This window comes from Streptomyces zaomyceticus (assembly GCF_014656215.1).
GTDB classification, from domain to species: domain Bacteria; phylum Actinomycetota; class Actinomycetes; order Streptomycetales; family Streptomycetaceae; genus Streptomyces; species Streptomyces zaomyceticus.
This window is the reverse complement of the sequence record NZ_BNBZ01000023.1, coordinates 53,071-68,666: the sequence shown is the minus strand read 5'-3', so window position 1 is coordinate 68,666 and position 15,596 is coordinate 53,071. Positions and strand designations below refer to the sequence as shown.

At 69.4% G+C, this 15,596-nt stretch carries 15 protein-coding genes; 14 read left to right on the top strand and 1 reads right to left on the bottom strand.

Going from position 1 to position 15,596, the window contains the following annotated elements; translation table 11 throughout:
• The first annotated feature begins 516 nt into the window (after positions 1 to 516).
• The 14 genes from IE311_RS26230 to IE311_RS26165 all read left to right on the top strand — a co-directional run bounded on the left by IE311_RS26230 (position 517) and on the right by IE311_RS26165 (position 13,324).
• Entirely contained in the window at positions 517 to 810 is a 294-nt protein-coding gene (locus tag IE311_RS26230; RefSeq protein WP_189834275.1) for a hypothetical protein, read from the top strand.
• Between the two features lie 184 nt (positions 811 to 994).
• Positions 995 to 2,011, top strand: a complete 1,017-nt coding sequence (locus IE311_RS26225) for a DUF2637 domain-containing protein (protein WP_229902168.1) — start codon at positions 995 to 997, stop codon at positions 2,009 to 2,011.
• Positions 2,008 to 2,658: a GGDEF domain-containing protein gene (locus tag IE311_RS26220; RefSeq protein WP_189834274.1), complete on the top strand. Its 651-nt coding sequence runs from the start codon at positions 2,008 to 2,010 to the stop codon at positions 2,656 to 2,658. The genes IE311_RS26225 and IE311_RS26220 overlap by 4 nt, the downstream gene beginning before the upstream one ends.
• Positions 2,655 to 3,746 (top strand): DNA cytosine methyltransferase, encoded by a 1,092-nt coding sequence (locus tag IE311_RS26215; RefSeq protein ID WP_189834273.1) that lies wholly within the window; start codon positions 2,655 to 2,657, stop codon positions 3,744 to 3,746. The genes IE311_RS26220 and IE311_RS26215 overlap by 4 nt, the downstream gene beginning before the upstream one ends.
• Entirely contained in the window at positions 3,746 to 4,078 is a 333-nt protein-coding gene (locus IE311_RS26210; protein ID WP_189834327.1) for a hypothetical protein, read from the top strand. Before IE311_RS26215 ends, IE311_RS26210 begins: the two co-directional genes overlap by 1 nt.
• Before the next feature lie 76 nt (positions 4,079 to 4,154).
• Positions 4,155 to 6,380, top strand: coding sequence for a cell division protein FtsK (locus IE311_RS26205; protein ID WP_189834272.1), 2,226 nt, complete (start codon positions 4,155 to 4,157; stop codon positions 6,378 to 6,380).
• Positions 6,381 to 6,519: 139 nt separating this feature from the next.
• A complete protein-coding gene (locus IE311_RS26200; protein WP_189834271.1) occupies positions 6,520 to 6,771 on the top strand; it encodes a hypothetical protein in 252 nt (83 codons plus the stop codon).
• A 23-nt stretch (positions 6,772 to 6,794) separates the two neighbouring features.
• Positions 6,795 to 6,989, top strand: coding sequence for a hypothetical protein (locus IE311_RS26195; RefSeq protein ID WP_033206753.1), 195 nt, complete (start codon positions 6,795 to 6,797; stop codon positions 6,987 to 6,989).
• Between the two features lie 15 nt (positions 6,990 to 7,004).
• Entirely contained in the window at positions 7,005 to 7,613 is a 609-nt protein-coding gene (locus tag IE311_RS26190) for a hypothetical protein (protein ID WP_189834270.1), read from the top strand.
• 3 nt (positions 7,614 to 7,616) lie between these two features.
• Positions 7,617 to 8,075, top strand: a complete 459-nt coding sequence (locus IE311_RS26185; protein ID WP_189834269.1) for a hypothetical protein — start codon at positions 7,617 to 7,619, stop codon at positions 8,073 to 8,075.
• An 86-nt stretch (positions 8,076 to 8,161) separates the two neighbouring features.
• On the top strand, positions 8,162 to 10,141 hold the full coding sequence (locus IE311_RS26180; protein WP_308439828.1) for a YfjI family protein: 1,980 nt from the start codon (positions 8,162 to 8,164) through the stop codon (positions 10,139 to 10,141).
• Between the two features lie 330 nt (positions 10,142 to 10,471).
• Positions 10,472 to 10,663 (top strand): helix-turn-helix transcriptional regulator, encoded by a 192-nt coding sequence (locus IE311_RS26175; RefSeq protein ID WP_189834268.1) that lies wholly within the window; start codon positions 10,472 to 10,474, stop codon positions 10,661 to 10,663.
• A complete protein-coding gene (locus IE311_RS26170) occupies positions 10,660 to 12,147 on the top strand; it encodes a tyrosine-type recombinase/integrase (protein WP_189834267.1) in 1,488 nt (495 codons plus the stop codon). Before IE311_RS26175 ends, IE311_RS26170 begins: the two co-directional genes overlap by 4 nt.
• Before the next feature lie 127 nt (positions 12,148 to 12,274).
• Entirely contained in the window at positions 12,275 to 13,324 is a 1,050-nt protein-coding gene (locus IE311_RS26165) for a hypothetical protein (protein WP_189834266.1), read from the top strand.
• A 48-nt stretch (positions 13,325 to 13,372) separates the two neighbouring features.
• Here IE311_RS26165 and IE311_RS26160 read toward each other — a convergent pair whose 3' ends face one another.
• Positions 13,373 to 15,280 carry a hypothetical protein gene (locus IE311_RS26160; RefSeq protein WP_189834265.1) on the bottom strand — a complete coding sequence of 636 codons (1,908 nt, stop codon included), beginning with the start codon at positions 15,278 to 15,280 and terminating at the stop codon, positions 13,373 to 13,375.
• Positions 15,281 to 15,596 lie beyond the last annotated feature (316 nt).

Sequence of the window (15,596 nt, the reverse complement as noted above, 5' to 3'; positions counted from 1 at the left end):
TGATACATGTACCTCATCGGGCTTCGGCCCGAAGAGAGGTGCTGTCTGCAAGCACAGGGCGGGGACGCTGCAATCCCGCTAAAGGCCAGGTGGAACAGGGTTTCGGCCCGTACTGGCGAGGTGGCCCGGCGACCGCGAGCAACGGCCGGAGGGTGGGGACACAGGTCCCCCTTGCAGTGCTTCATCCGATCCAACCGACCGAGGGGGTCTCCATGCATCGACGAAGACTCTGGGCGTCGCCCGTGCTCGACCGGCACGGCGACCACGCCCACCGCGTCCCCTGATCCGCCGGTTCGATGCACCGGGACAGCCGGTGACTCGCGGACGTCAGGTCACCTGCGCAGCGGTTGCTGCGGCCGGTTGCCTCCCTCGCCCGTCCGGGCCCCGCACGGGGTGCTGTACGGGCGAGGCAGGGGGAGCCGGAGGGATTCCGACCCCGCCGCGCTGGGGTGGCTGCCTCTCACCACGGACCGAGGCCACCCAGCGCCCCTTCGACAAGTTCAGGAGCGATCAGCCATGCGTACATTCATCGGCGGCCATCAGGCCCTCAGCGCCAACGACTTCGTGGAACTCGCCCTCGGCACCCCGGTGGAACTGTGGCTCGGGGTAGAGGGCGAGAGCGAGGAGGAGCGCGCGGCCCGTCTGGACGCGGCGCGGGACATCCTCGCGGACAACCCGAACCTGCCGGACGAGGTGAGCCGAGTCGCCGCCGAGGCGATCGAGGCGTTCGCGCCGGAGCTGTTCAACGTCCTCCCGCTGGTACGGCCGGCGGCCCGCCGCTCCCGCTCCCGGAAGGGGGCGGCGGCATGAGCGCCCGGGTGCCCTGGGGCTCGGAGCTGGCTCTCGTCTGGCTTGGCTCGCTAATCGCGGCGGCCAGTGCCGCGAGCGCTGTTGTAGCCCATCAGGCGTGGCTGTTCGTCGTGGCGGTTCTCGGATTCCTCTTCCAGCACATCGGATGGGCCGTTCGGAACCGGAAGCTCTTCGGCGGTGCGCGATGACGACCGCGATCACCAACGAGCGTTCGGCGGTTCCGCCGTTGACGCGTCCGGAGATGGGCCTCGCCGGTATCGGCGCGCTCGCCGCGGCCGGCGTCGGAGCCCTCGGGCTCATCTCCTCCTTCGACGCCGTGTCGGCCGCCGCGCTGCGGTGGGGCTTCGGCGAACCGTGGATGCTGCCGGTCGGCATCGACGTGGCTATTCCGGTCTTCACCGTGGCCAACCTCCTCCTGATCCGGATGGACATGGCCCTTGCGTGGGTGCGGTTCGTGCCCTGGGTCCTGACCCTGATCACCTGCGGTCTGAACGTGGCCGCGGGGCATGGCATGTGGGCCAAGCTCGCGCACGGCACGATGCCGCTGCTGTGGGTGGTGTTCTCCGAGATTGGCGCTCACATCTACGCCGTACGGATCGGGGCCGCGACCGGCCGCCGGATGGACAAGATCCGGGCCTCGCGGTGGCTGCTCGCCTTCCCCTCCACCTTCTCGCTGTGGCGCCGGATGACCCTCTGGGAGATCACCTCCTACGCTGATGCGCTCTCCCGCGAGAAGGAGCGGCAGCTCGCCCGCGCTGACCTGCGCGAGACCTACGGATGGCGGTGGCGGTCGAAGACCCCGCGCCGTGAGCGCGTCCTCCTGAGGCTCGGGGAGCTTGCCCCCGACAGGGCCGTAGAGGAGCCGGAGCAGGAGCCCGCCGTGCCGCCGCCGGCCGAGGAACAGGACGAGCGGAAGCCGCGCAAGCGCACCAACCGCCAGAAGCCCAAGGGGGCGAAACCGCCCCGCTCGGCGGCGGAGCTGCTGGTCGAGGCCCGCGAGCTGACCGGCGACTGGCCGCTGGCAGGGATCAACGCTGAGGCGATCCGGACCGCACTGCACTGTTCGGCAGCCAACTCTCGCGTACTGCGTGACGAGTTGCTCGTCGAGCGGGCCAGTCGCCCGGATCTCCATTCCGTCGAGACGAACGACGGCAGCGACACGGACGAGTCCGCCGAGACGGCCGAGGAGGTCGCCGCATGAACACGCTCGCCACGATCCTCGCCGCGACCGGCCCGCTCGCGGCCGGATGGTCCGGCCACGTGCTGTGGCTGCGCCGTCGGCTCCGCACCGCCCGCCGCGACCCGCTCACCGGGCTGCGAACCCGCGAGGGCTTCACCCGCCGGGCCCACGCGCTCCTGCGCGACGACAGGGCGGTGGTCGTCCTCGCGGACGTCGACCACTTCAAGCAGATCAACGACCGCCACGGCCACGCGGCTGGCGACGCCCTCTTGAAGGCCACCGCCGACCGCCTCGCTCACTACGTCGGCCCGAACGGCATCGCCGGGCGCCTTGGCGGCGACGAGTTCGCGGCCGTCGTCCTGGACACCGACGGAACGGTCGCGGACCTGCTCGCGGTCCTTCACGGGGTACTGGCCCGCCCCGCCGACAAGGCCAACCCGCACGTGGCCACCACGGTGTCCCTCGGCTGGGTCCGCGCCGCCGACTTCCCCGGCGAAGACCTCTCCGCGCTCCTCGGCCGGGCCGACGAGGCCATGTACGCGGCCAAGCAGGCACGTGCCGGGGTCCGGCGGGCGGGGCTGAAGCGGCTGTTCGCCGCCGTGGCTGGCCGCCGCTCCGGACGACGCGGCGCCCGCACCGACGCTCCCGCGATCCTGGCGGCGGCATGAGCGGGCTGCGGATCGGTTCGCTGTGCACCGGTTACGGCGGTCTGGACATGGCCGTCCAGACCGTCTTCGGCGGGACGCTCTCGTGGGTGGCGGACAACGACCCCGGAGCGTCCCGCATCCTGGCCCATCACCACCCCAACGTGCCGAACCTCGGTGACCTTACGACCGTGGACTGGCACGGCCTGGAGCCGGTCGACATCGTCATCGGCGGCTACCCGTGCCAGCCGTTCAGCACCGCGGGCAAGCGGAAGGGAGTGCACGATGCCCGACACCTCTGGCCCCACATCGCCCGTGCCCTTGGCGTTCTTCGACCCCGACTCGCGGTCTTTGAGAACGTCGCAGGGCACCTTTCTCTCGGATTCGACACCGTCCTCGCCGACCTTGCCCGCCTCGGGTTCGATGCGGAGTGGTGCACTCTTCGCGCGTCGGACGTCGGTGCCGCTCACCAGCGCAACCGCCTGTTCTTCTACGCCTGGCCTGCCGACACCAGCCGCGAGGGACTGGCGGGGCGGCGGGCAAACGGGGCAGCTTCCGACGGCCGTCACCTCGCTGTTGCCGACACCGTCGACGTCGGAGGGCACCGGGGCGGGATACGCGGCTCAGGGCGGGATGAACCTGCGACACGTCGTCTCCCTGCTGCCGACCCCACGCGCGTCGGCGAACGAGAACCGGCAGACCAAGCGGACTCCCTCGCAGGAGGCGGGGACACATGGGAAGTGCCTGGCGGCCGAGGTCTGCGAGCTGTTGCCGACCCCGGCGGCAGCCGACGGCGAGCGGCAGAGCCCGACATACGGGCGCGGCAACCCGACATTGCGTGGGGCCCTTACGAGCCCGCCATCGCGCGATGGACGCAAGTCATCGGGCGGCCCGCCCCCGGGCCAGTTGACGCTCTGGGACGGCTGAACCCGCCCTTGGTCGAGTGGCTCATGGGTCTGCCTGCTGGCCACGTCACGGACATACCGGGGCTGTCCCGCACGGCGCAACTCAAGGCGCTCGGGAACGGGGTCGTACCTCAGCAGGCCGTGGTCGCCCTGGAGGCTCTCCGTGCCCGGCTGGTAGCTGCCGCCCACAGGGGGAGGGCTGCGTGATGTCCGAGCCGATCGCTGCCGCGGGGCTGTTCCGAGCGGTGATGGGGGCTGCCGGCCACCGCTGTCAGTGCGAGGGCGAGTGCGGCCAGCCGCACACCAAGGGCGAGGGCCGCTGCACCAAGGTGCACGACGCATACGCGAGCAAGCACGGCGGCCCGGTCCGGCTCATGGCTGCCGCAGAGGACCCGCTTACTCCCGACCGCCAGGCCGCTGCTCTTCCCGCGCACGAGCTGCGCGCCTGGTGCCCGCCTTGCTTCACCGCCGCCCGCCGGGCCGCCCAGCGCGCCACCGCGGCGCCCGACGCCGACCAAGGCGGCCTGTTCGACCTGTGAGCCACGGGGTCCGGTCACGACCGACCAAGGCAGCGGCCGGACCCCACACTCCCTCCCAAGAGAAGGAAGAGTCTCAGTGAAGCACCCCGACGACGAGAACGACTTCTTCGACCGACTCGAAGCCGACATGGCCACCACCGGGTCGCCCGACTCCGGGGCCGACGTGGTCGACCTCGACAAGGCCCGATCCGCCCGGACCGAGTCGGCCAACTCCTCCGCCGACGCGTCGCCCGACTCCCACGCGGTCGGGTCGGCCGACGAGTCGGGCGACCCGTCGGTCCGCCGGTTGGTCGACGGTCCGGCGATCGCCGGGCCCGGATACCTCGGCCGACTCGCGGCCGCGAAGCGGCGACGGATCGTCCCCGCGTGGCTGCGGTCGACGGCCGAACTCAAGACCGCCGCCCGCTGGGTCGCCAGCCACTACACCCACCTCGCCGGGTACCACGCGCTCCGCTCCCCGGTCTACGCCGGGCGCCTCGCCCTTCAGGCCCCGCGGGGCGCGGCGAAGTTCATCGGCGGCACCATGCGCTGGGTCGCCGACCGCGAGGGCGAGCCCGTCCGACTCGCCGCCGTCCGGCGCGAGGACGCGGCGGAGTACCTCAAGCTCTCGCGGCAGCGCGACGGCCGCGTCCGGCTCCGGACCTTGGTCGCCACCCTTGCCGCACTCGTCGGCATGGGCACCGCGCTCGCCCTCTACGTCCTCGCCCCCGGCTGGCTCCAGGTCGTCTCGGTCGGCGCGCTGCTGCTCGCCCTCGGTTCGGCCGGCGGCCAGGCAGATGCTCCGGTCATCAACCGGGCCGTAGAGGTCACCAAGGCACCCAAGCTCACCAGCGACATCGTCCTGCGCGCGCTGGGGGCCCTCGGCATCCCGGCGATCAACCAGGCACAGGGCAAGGGTCGGGACGGCTTCACGTTCACCGCCCCGATCACCCGCGACGGGCCCGGCTGGCGCGCGGAGGGAGACCTCCCGTACGGCGTCACCGTCACGGACGTGATCGAGCGCCGCGACAAGCTCGCGTCCGGCCTGCGACGCCCGCTGGGCTGCGTCTGGCCCGAGGCCGTACCGGAGGAGCACACCGGGCACCTGGTGCTGTGGGTCGGCGACCAGGACATGTCGACCGCGCGGAAGCCCGTGTGGCCGCTGCTCAAGAGCGGGGCCACGGACCTGTTCAAGCCGGTCGGCTTCGGCACCGACCAGCGCGGACGCTGGGTGGAGATGACGCTCATGTACATCGCGGCCGTCATCGGCGCGATCCCCCGCATGGGCAAGACGTTCCTCCTGCGCCTGCTGCTCCTGATCGCCGCCCTCGACCCGCGGGCCGAGCTGCACACCTACGACCTCAAGGGCACCGGCGACCTCGACCCGGTGGGCGAGCGCGTCTCGCACCGCCACCGCGCCGGGGACGACGACGAGGACATCGAGTACGCCCTCGCCGACCTGCGGGAACTGCGGGACGAGCTGCGGCGCCGGGCGAGGATGATCCGCTCCCTGCCCCGGGACATCTGCCCGGAGTCGAAGGTCACCAGCGAGCTGGCGAACATGAAGAATCTGGGGCTGCACCCGATCGTCGTCGGCGTGGACGAGTGCCAGGTGTGGTTCGAGCACCCCAAGCACGGGGCGGAGTTCGAGGAGGTCTGCACCGACCTCGTCAAGCGCGGCCCGGCCACCGGCATCGTGCTGCTCCTCGCCACCCAGCGCCCCGACGCCAAGGCCCTGCCGACCGGCATCAGCGCGAACGCGTCGGCCCGGTTCTGCCTGAAGGTCATGGGCCAGCTGGAGAACGACATGGTCCTCGGCACGTCCTCGTACAAGCGAGGCGTGCGGGCCACGATGTTCTCCTGGAAGGACAAGGGCATCCACTACTTCGTCGGCGAAGGATCGGACGCCCGGATCGTCTCCTCCGTCTACGTCGACGCCCCCACCGCCGAGACCATCGGCCTGCGGGCCCGCAAGCTCCGCGAACAGGCCGGCACCCTCTCCGGCCACGCGCTGGGCGAGTCGTTCGAGACCGGCGAGACCAGTGCGTACGACCTGCTGCGCGACATCCTCGCCGTCGTCCCCGCCGAAGAGCCCAAGGTCTGGTCCGAAGTCGTCGTGGCCCGGCTCGCCGAGCTGCGCCCCGACATCTACGGCGGCTGGGACCCCGAGGGACTGGCCGCCGCCCTCAAACCGCACGGCATCTCCACCACCCAGGTGTGGGGCAAGACCGAGAGCGGCAAGGGCGCCAACCGGCGCGGCATCGAGCGCTCCCGCATCTCCGCCGCCATCACGGACCGTGACGGAAATCGGGACGCGAGCTGACACGGATCGCCGCTAGACCTAGCAGCAAACCCCGCTAGGTCTAGCGGCACCGCTAGCACCCCATACCGCATCTGATCAGCACGCTAGTTCCTAGCGGGCTGACCTGCGCATACCCGGAAAACCGCCGGAGAGGCCCCCGATGACCCCCTTCCTCGCCGCTAGCGCACTCCTGCTCGCCATCACGATCGGTTACTCCGCCCTGTGTGCGGCCTCGCCGTTCGGCAACTGCCGCAAGTGCAACGGACTCGGCTTCGCCCTCACGACGGACCGCAAGGGCAAGCCCAAGCGCGGCAAGACCTGCCGCCGCTGCAAGGGCCACGGCATCCGCATCCGCGTCGGCCGCCACCTGTTCAACATCGCCGCCCGCGTCCACCGCGACGGCACCCGCTGACCTCGCAACGACAGGAGCCTGACATGAACTTCGAGATCTCCGCCGTCCTGCTCTTCGGCGCCGCGTCCGCCTTCGCCGTGAAGAGCAAGTCCTCCGGCGCCGGCGCCGCCATCGTGCTCTTCCTCTTCGGGTTCTTCGCCGCCGGGACCGGCGCGTACGAGCCGATCGCCAACCTCGTCCAGTCCTCCGCCACGGCCCTCTCCGACCTCGCCAACTAGCCGAAGGAGCCCGCGATGAACGAGCCGATCACCACCCCGCACTGGCTCACCACGGCCACGCCGAAGCTGGCCCCCGCCCTCGCCACGTCCACGGTCCTCGTCCTCGGCCGGCTCTGGAACGCCAACGGCGCCGAACACTCCGTCGGCAACGCCATCCTGATGGTCGTCCTCGCCGCCGGAGCGGCCACGGCCGGCGCCTTCGCCGCGGCCGGACACCGCGGGGACAGCACCCTCGCCGGAGCCGCGTTCGCGACCTCGGGCGGCCTCGCCTTCGCCGGGGTCGCCGGATACGCCGACGGACTGTCCCTCCCACTCCTGCTGTGGGTGCTTGCCACCGCCGTCGCCTACGGCCTCGCCGCCCGCTACTGGCGCACCGATCGCCGCGCCACCGTCGCGCACGAGCGGCACACGGCCGAGCGGCGCGAGGACCACGCCCACGTCGAGCGCGTGGAAGCCCTGCGCGCCGGAGCTCAGATCGAGGCCGCCCGCTCCGGCGCCCGCTACGCCGAGCAGCTCGCCACCGCCCTGCTCACGCGCGCGGCCCTGCCCGGCTTCGACCCGCAGGCCCTCACCCGCGCCGGACTGCCCGAACTCCCCGCCATCGAGAGCACCAAGGAGTACTGACCCATGCTCGAGATCCGTGTCATCTGTGACCCCGACGACACCGGCCGGGTGACCGCCGCGCTCGGCGGAGCCTTCGCCACGGGCGCCGTACGCCAGTACGCCACCCGCGACGGCAAGCGCGAGCGCCTCTACCTCACCGCCGACCTCCGGGCCGAGGAGTGGCCGACGCCCGAGGACGCCTACGCGCTCGCCCCGAGCATCATCAGCGAGATCGGCTGGACCGCCCGCACCGCCGCCGACAAGCCGTTCGGCACGGACATCGGCCGAGAGTTCTGGCTCCGCAAGGCCGCGATTTTGGACCGCATCGCGCTGGGCGACGAGAGCGAGCGCGTACGCAGTGACGCGGCGGAGATGGCCACCGAGGCGGCCCGCCGCCTCATGGACACCGACAGCGCCACGGTCATCTGCGAGCCCCGCGCCTACGTCCGCCAGCAGTACGAGCGGTGGCTCAAGCAGAAGTAGCTGTGCCCGGGGCGGTCGCCTCTCACCACAAGACCGCGACCGCCCCGGCTCTCCGTCCCTTCGACAGAAACAGGAGAAACCCCAGCATGACACCTGAGCCCGCCCATGGGCAGTACGCCCCCGTGGTGCCGCTGCACAGCGTGCCCGGCGGCGTGGAGCGGATGGCACCGCACGACCGGGAAGCCGAACAGGCCGTCGTCGGCGCGCTCATGCTCGCGCCCGGCGTCATCGGCGACGTGAACGGCTCGATGGACCCGGGCGACCACTACGTGCCCGCCCACGAGACGATCCACCGCGCGATCCTCGCCCTGCATGCCGAGGGACAGCCCGTCGACCCGATCACCCTCGGGCACCACCTGGAGCAGACCGGCGAACTCGTCCGCGCGGGCGGCCGGCCCTACCTCCACACCCTCATCCAGGCCGTGCCCTCCACGGCCAACGCCACCTACTACGCCGAGATCGTCCACGTCCTCGCCCGGCGCCGCCGGAGCATCGAGGTCGGCACCCGCATCGTCCAGGCCGGCATGTCGGCCGAGGCCACCGAGGACGACCTCCGCGAAGCCCTCGCGCTCGGCGCCACGACCGTCCCGGCCGCGTGGCCGGAGCCAATCCCGCTCGACCGGCAGCCGAAGCTGCCGCCGTTCCCCGTGCACGCCCTCCCTGGCTGGGTCTCGGACTTCGTCGTCGCGCTTGCCGAGGAGACCCAGACCCCGGTGGACCTCGCGGGCGCCCTCGCCCTCTCCGTCCTCGCGACCGCGGCCGGCGGCCGGGCCGTCGTCCAGGTGCGCGGGCGGTGGCGCGAGCCCACCAACCTCTTCGTCGTCGTCGCCCTCGGCCCGGCCAACCGCAAGTCCGCCGTCTTCGCCGCCATGACCGCACCGCTCTACGAGGCGGAGAACACGCTCGTGGAGGGATCCAACCTCACGATCGTGGAGGCCGAGGTCACCGCTCGCATGGCGCGCGAGGCCGCCGACAAGGCCGCCGCTCAAGCCGCGAAGGCCGAGGGTCCCGAGCGGGACAACCTGGTGGCGGAGGCGATCGGCCTCGCCCAGACCGCCGAGTCCCTGACCGTGCCGCCGCGCCCGCGGCTCCTCGCCGACGATGCCACTCCCGAGACGGTCACCACCCTGCTCGCCGAACAGGGCGGCAGGCTCGCGGTCATGTCCGCCGAGGGCGGCATCTTCGACATCATCGCCGGGCGGTACTCCGGTGTGCCCAACATGGAGGTCTTCCTCAAGGGCCACGCCGGCGACCGGCTGCGCGTCGACCGCCGGACCCGCCAGGAGTTCATCGAGGCGCCCGCGCTCACCATGGGGCTCGCCGTCCAGCCCAGCGTCCTGGAGGACATCGGCAAGAACCGCGGCTTCGACGGCCGCGGCCTGCTCGCCCGGTTCCTCTACTGCCTGCCGGAATCCCTGGTCGGCTACCGGAAGATTGACCCGGACCCCGTTCCGCCCGCTGTTGGGGCGACGTACGAGCGGAACGTCTTCGCCCTCACGCTCAAGCTCGCGGACTGGACCGATCCCCTCGTGGTCCAAGCGGGCCCCGAAGCCGATGCCGCCCTCAAGGCGTACGGCGAGCGCATGGAGCCGCAGCTCCGTACCAAGGGCGGGCGTCTCGGACACATCGGGAAGTGGGCCGGCAAGCTCGTGGGTGCCGCAGCCCGCATCGCCGGTCTGCTCCACCTCGCCGAGCACATTGACGGCGGTACCAACACCCCGATCAGCGCCACAACGATGGGCGCGGCGATCGAACTGGCCGACTACTTCGCCGCCCACGCCCTGACCGTCTTCGACCTCATGGGTGCCGACGCCACCCTGGCTCGCGCCCGGAGCTTGCTGTCGGTCCTGGAGGACAACGGCTGGGAGAGCGTCAGCCGCCGGGACCTCTTCGCCAAGCTCTCCCGTTCCGAGTTCCCCACCATCGCCGAACTGGATCCCGCCGCTGCCGTCTTGGAGGAGCACGGTTACCTCCGCAGCGAGACCCCGCCCCGCACCGGCAAACGGGGTCGCCCGCCGGCGCCCCGGTACCTGATTCACCCGAGCGTCCGCGAGCCCAAGGCCTGAGCCTCCCCACCCGCCTTCGGGTGGGACCCCCGCCGCACAAACCGCAGAATCCGCAGAAACCCCCGGGTGGCCGTGCCCACCTGCGGAAACGGCCCGTCGGTCCGGCAGCCGCAAAAATCGGCGAAACCGCCGCACAAATCCCGTCGCCGGTCTCGCGGCGCCCGACCCTCGGTACCGCCGTCCATTTCTGCGGCGATTCTCGTGATTTTTGCGGCAGTCGCCCGCACACCCCCAACGCCGCAGGTCAGGCCCCGGATTCGCAGGTTTCTGCGGATTCTGCGGTTTCTGCGGCGCCCCGCCCTGTCTTCGGTAGCCAGTCGAGGAGGACCCGTGTCCGCGACGCGTGACGAGATGCTCACGATCCCCCAGGTCGTGAAGGAGATCGGAGTACCCCGAGCCACCTTCTACCGGTGGCGTCAGCTCAAGAAGGGCCCGAAGGCCATCAAGCTCCCGAACGGCGAGGTCCGCATCCGTCGCTCGGACCTGGAGCGCTGGATTGAGACCCTGGAGGAAGCCGCGTGACCTACCGCAAGACCAGCACCACCCCGGGCGCCCGCAACAGCGGGCGCCCGCCCGTTTCCGGAGACCTGACCCTCTCCACGGACGTACGGGTGTGGAAGGTCAACCAGGTACGGAGCAAGAAGGCTCCGTATCAGATCCGTTGGACGGTCGCCGGAAAGGTGAAGGCCGCCAGCTTCGCCACCGTGGCCCTCGCGGAGAGCCGCCGCTCCGAGCTGTGGCAGGCGATGCGGAAGGGCGAGGCGTTCGACGTGGCGTCCGGCCTGCCGGAGTCGGAGCTCCGGGCGGCTGCCGCGAAGGAGAACGAAAAGCCTGATCCTTCGTGGTGGGACTTCAGCCGCGAGTACATGGCGAGCCGGTGGCTTACGGCGGCGGCGAAGACCCGTGAGGGGCTGGCCGACAGCCTGGCCACGGTGGCGCTCGCGATGATGGAGGGCGGTAAGAAGGCGCCCACACCGGAGGAGACGCGGCTCGCGATGCGGTGGGCGGTGGTACCGGCACACGAGGACGAGGAGCCGCCGCCGGAACTCGTAGCGGCGTGCACGTGGCTCCGGACCCGATCGTTGACGCTCTCGGCTCTCACCGACCCCAAGGTGGTGCGGGACGTCCAGTACCGGCTCTCGTTCAAGCTGGACGACACCCCGGCAGCGGGGGAGACCTATAAGCGCCGGCGCCGCGGCTTCAACACGGCCATGGAGTACGCCATTGAGTGCGGGTACCTGGAGGAGAACCCGCTTGCGGGAGTGAAGCGCGCGGGCTCCAACAAGGGCGACGTCGTTGACCCCCGGGTCCTGGTCAACGCCGTCCAAGGTGAGCAGCTCCTCACGGCCGTCTCTTACGTGGGCTCCGTTCACCGGAACCGCGGACGTCGACTAGTCGCCTTCTTCGCCTGCCAGATGTACGCGGCGATGCGGCCGGCCGAGGCGGTGGGGCTCAGGAAGAAGGATTGCTACCTCCCCGAGAAGGGGTGGGGGACGCTCACCCTCAAGGAGACCCGGCCGGTGTCCGGCAAGCGGTGGACGGATTCAGGGCAGCGCCACGACAAGCGCGGGCTCAAGTCCCGGGAGCCCAAGGCCGATCGTCCCGTCCCGATTCCTCCGACGCTCGTCGCCATGCTCCGCGCGCACATAGCGGAGTTCGGCACGGCGCAGGACGGCCGGATCTTCGCCAACGAGCGTGGCGCCGTCCTCGGGACATCCAGCTACTGGAGGGTCTGGCAGGACGCCCGGCCGATCGCCCTGCCGCCGGACAAGGTGGAGTCCCCGCTTGCGCACCGACCGTACGACCTTCGGCACACCTGCATCACGAACTGGTTGAACGCCGGCGTCCCAGTTGCCGAGGTTGCCCGCCGAGCAGGCAACTCGCCCGAAGTGATCCATCGTCGGTATGAGGGATGCATCGACGGCCATGAGGAGCTGAATAACAGGAAGATCGAAAAGGCCATGGGCTGGGCGGACGAGGGTCGAGGGGCGGCAGACCTAGCGTGATTTCGCGGATGGGAATTGCGTGACCATCGACACCAAGGGAGTCTCAACTCCCGCCGGGTGGAGGCGAGTCGATGACACTGTGGAAAACAGAGGGCCGCACGTCCGTCCTGATGTCACACTCTGCCACGTGACAGCTTCCGCAGAGAGGTGGGGAGCCCTTGGTGACGCGATGGTGGCCGCAGGGGTGAACTACAGGCCTTGGGAGAGCCAAGGCCTCAACGACGACGAGTGCTTCGTCTGCGCGACGGCGCTGAGTGACAGCAACCGGACAGTCGAGGACGTGCTGCCTCGCTGGATGCAGCGCGAGATCATGCCACCGCGACAGCCCAAGCCGAAGATCCACTTGCCCAATGACTCGCTGCTTGTGCCGAAGGTTCTTATTCCTGCCTGCAAGCCCTGCAACAACGAGCACCTCAGTAAGGTGGAGATCGAGGTCTCTCGGGCTTTTAAGAGTGGGGCGGAGGCCGTACGGGCGCTGCCTGAGCGAACCCTGCGCATCTGGTTTGCCAAAATCGCCTACGGTCTTCGGCGCCACGATATGCGCCTACGCAGTGTCCAGCGGGACCCCGAGGCGTCGATGCTCGCCAGAGCCTCCGATCTCAAGCAGTTAAGTCATCTGCACACACTCCTCCAGGAGTGTCGGGGAGTGGTGGGGCTCAGCGAGGGGCATTCGACGTTCTTCGCCTTCGAGTCGCAGCAGGTCGGATGCAACATCTGCGACTTCGACCTAGCTGTGCCCATCGGATGGCCGTACCCATTAATGGTGAGGCTCGGCTCGGTCACGCTCATGGGGGCGGTCGACGATCGCGGATCGCTGGAAAGTCTTCGTCTGACAAGCGAGTTCGCGACGGCTGACCGCCTACCCCTGCACCCCATCCAGGTGCGGGCACTCTGGGCCCTGCTCGTGCATCGGTCCCTACTCCTGCGTGAAGATCAGCTACCTGTCCTCCACGGAGTCCCTGATGGGCAGTTGCTTATCCACCGGCAGGTCGTGCTGGGGTCGGTTGTCGATGCCGAGCGGCAAACGGCGACGGCCGATCAGATTCTCCGGAACCTGATCGGCGCCTCAGTAAAGGCCTTGGTTCGTCAAGGGGGAATCGCTGGTCTGTTCCTGATGCCGGACGGAACGCCTCGCACCATGCCGTTCCAGCATGGTGCTCTGTCCCTCGGAGACTGAATTGCCCTCCGATCCTGTAGGGGTGCTGGGGCCAACCGACCCCCCGGGTCAGTCTTTCTGCTGGCGAGGCTGTTTTTGGGGCTGGTGTGGCAGCACGTCTGCGAGCGGCTTCAGCGCCGCATCCAGAAGGTCGGACTGCCGAGCAGGTCGCTTGGGATGCAATCGCAGATTATGGAAGATGTGGTCGCGTACGGCGGAGTTTCTCAGACTGCCGGACTGTTTGCCGCGAAGGATATCCAGCATGCTGGGACCGGACTCTTCCTGGATGCCTTCGATCATTTCTAGCTCTTCGATGTCTATGATCTCCACCGGTTCGGTGTCCGGCTCCTGTAGCAGTCCACGCGCGCGGGCGCGTTCGCGGATCACCGTGAGCGTGATCGGGTTAACCGGAAAGCCCTCGGGCAGTACGAGCAGAGGCAGGTAGCGGCGATGTCCAGTAGCTGGCGTCCCAGTCAGCGCGGTCTCATCGCGGCGTAGCGCGGCAATGGTTGCGTCGATCTGGTCGATTTCCTCGATGAGTTTGTCGATGTCCTCGATCTGTGATTCATCTGGCACGGCGGTGGCAGCCTCACGGCGCAGCTGGGATGTGGTGACCTCGATGACGATCCAGGTGCCGGGGTAGTCGATCGCCGCGTCGGCGATGCGCTGCCCGTGTGCGGCGTAGGCCGCCTTGAGCTCGGAATCGTCGTAGACCCGGCGTGTCGCGCCTTCGTCGCCCGTGATCTTGTGCAGGACCTCACTGACGTAGACCTCGCTGAGGTGACGCAGGGTTGATTCGGCACGTGCGGCCAGCTTCGTGTGTCCGACGGGCTTGGTGCGCCCGCGCGGCGGGAACTTAATGTCCAAGATCGGCAGCCATCCGAATGCACGGTTGAGCAGATGGCGGGGGTCGAGGATGAGCAACCGGTCCTCGGGCAGGCGGAGGACTGGCCAGCGCTGGAACGAGTCGAAGGACCATTCGGTGCGCTTGTCGGGATGCTCGCTACGAATCGCCTCCCTCATGCTCGACAGGTCACTGCTGATCAACGACAGCACGGCCTCGACCTGCTCGACGGGTATGTTCAGGTCGGCCAGCTCACTACGTTGGACGACGAAACGCCCGGTGGTGGTGACCATCCACAGGTAACCGGCGACCGCGGCCAGCGACCCGAGTTCAATGCCTGTGCACTCCCGGTACGCCTTCCCGAGGTCGACCACGCCTGGATCATGCTGATACTCAGTCGGCATCTGAAGCCAGCGGCGTGCATAGCGGGCGAGGAAGCCCGCAACCGACCAGTTGTGGTTGAAGTGTTGGTTAGCGATGAGCTCTCGACCCAAGGTGCCTGGCTTGTCGCTGATGACGGTCGGGCCGGGGTTGGGAAACAGCCCCATCGTCTGCGTGAGGGCGAGCAGGGCGATCACGACTTCGCCTTCGTTCGCTCCTTCGGGCAGGACCTCAGGTGAGGTCTCCATGGCCATTCGAGCCAAGAGCATGAAGGCCTGGGGCACCAGAAGGCGGCGCGTGTTGTCTTGGAGCAGGTTTAGTACACGGCTGCGGACGGGCTCCTTGAAAATCTGGTTGGCAAATGCGCGATCGACTGCGGCACCGGACGCGCCCGGAGTGCCCAAGGCGTTGAGAGCCATGGCGCAGAAACGGAGGACGCTATCCAGGGGGATGCGCTGCAGCTCGCTCTCGGTGTGGCCAGCAGGCAGCGGGAATCCGAGGATCTCTTCCGGGGTGAGGAAGACAGCGGTTAGATCGATCGGTGCTGGCGCTTGGAGCGAGGCGGGGACGAACAACCCGCTGGGGTGCTTGTTCCATTGCGGGACGAGAGCTGTCACGGTCGATCCATGCAGCACCGGGTTGCCGGCCGATGGGTCGGCGAGGTACCCGGACCGCAGCGGCTCAGGCTCAGCGCCGACGAGCAGCTGTTGCATGGCCTCGATTTGCTGGGCGAGGCGGTCTCCAGCGTCCATCAGTGCTCCCGGTTCGCGCATACCGCTAGCTGTGGACTCGGCTGGCGGCATCCCGATCTATTGGAACCAGGATCGATGCCGAAGGCAGCCTGTGCCAGCGAATATCCTCAAGGCGCCCTCCATGCGTGGCCATACACGGCATCTGGTGACGGGGAACCCGCGGCGATGCCGCGAACCAAGATCTACAAGGGGCCGTCTAGGCACCCGGGATCCTACCTAGGGGTTCACTCGCCACTCACTCGCGATCAGTGACACACAACGACAGAGACCCGGACTCAGTGGGACTGAGTCCGGGTCTCTGTGCTTGGCACTCTTG